1 protein-coding gene is annotated in these 570 nt (G+C 60.5%); it reads right to left on the bottom strand.

What is annotated here, in order from left to right:
• Positions 1-570: ABC transporter substrate-binding protein (locus tag MD273_RS18745; RefSeq protein WP_239039280.1), on the bottom strand; the 570-nt coding region annotated here is incomplete at both ends.

Genomic DNA, 570 nt, shown 5'->3' on the forward strand with positions numbered 1-570 from the left:
CGCATCGATGATGACCGGATTGTCGAGCTGAAGATTGCCGTCGGCATCGAACCAGCCGATGCCGGCCTGACCCATGCGCACCGTCAGTATCTCGAGGCCGTTGGCGATCATCCACCGTTCGTTGGGGACGATCATCTTGCTGCCTTCCGAAAGGAAAGCGTCCCAGGTCGCGAAAGTGTCGGCGACCGCGTCGGGTTCGGACGAAAGCCCGACCTCGTCGAAGATGTCTCGGCGATAGAACATGGCGCCGGGGCCGGTGTGCTTGGGCAGTGCGACGATCTTGCCATTGTCCGTCTTGACGTTTTCGGCGGCAAAACCGGCGAAATCCTCAAGCAGCGGACCGGCGTTGAACGGCTCGGCGGCGAGATCGACCCATTGCGGACGCTGCCGCAGAAGCGCCAGTTCGTTGATCTCGATCATCGCCACATCCGGGCCGGAGCCGGACAGAAGGGCGCGCTGAACGGTGTTGAGATAGTTCGAATTCGCGTTCGGGAAGCCCTGAACATTGACGGTGATATTGGGATATACCTTGTTGAAAGCGGGCATCAGCGCCGTGAAGGTGCGGTCGTT

Source organism: Marinobacter sp. C7 (assembly GCF_022343555.1).
Taxonomy (GTDB): Bacteria; Pseudomonadota; Gammaproteobacteria; order Pseudomonadales; family Oleiphilaceae; genus Marinobacter.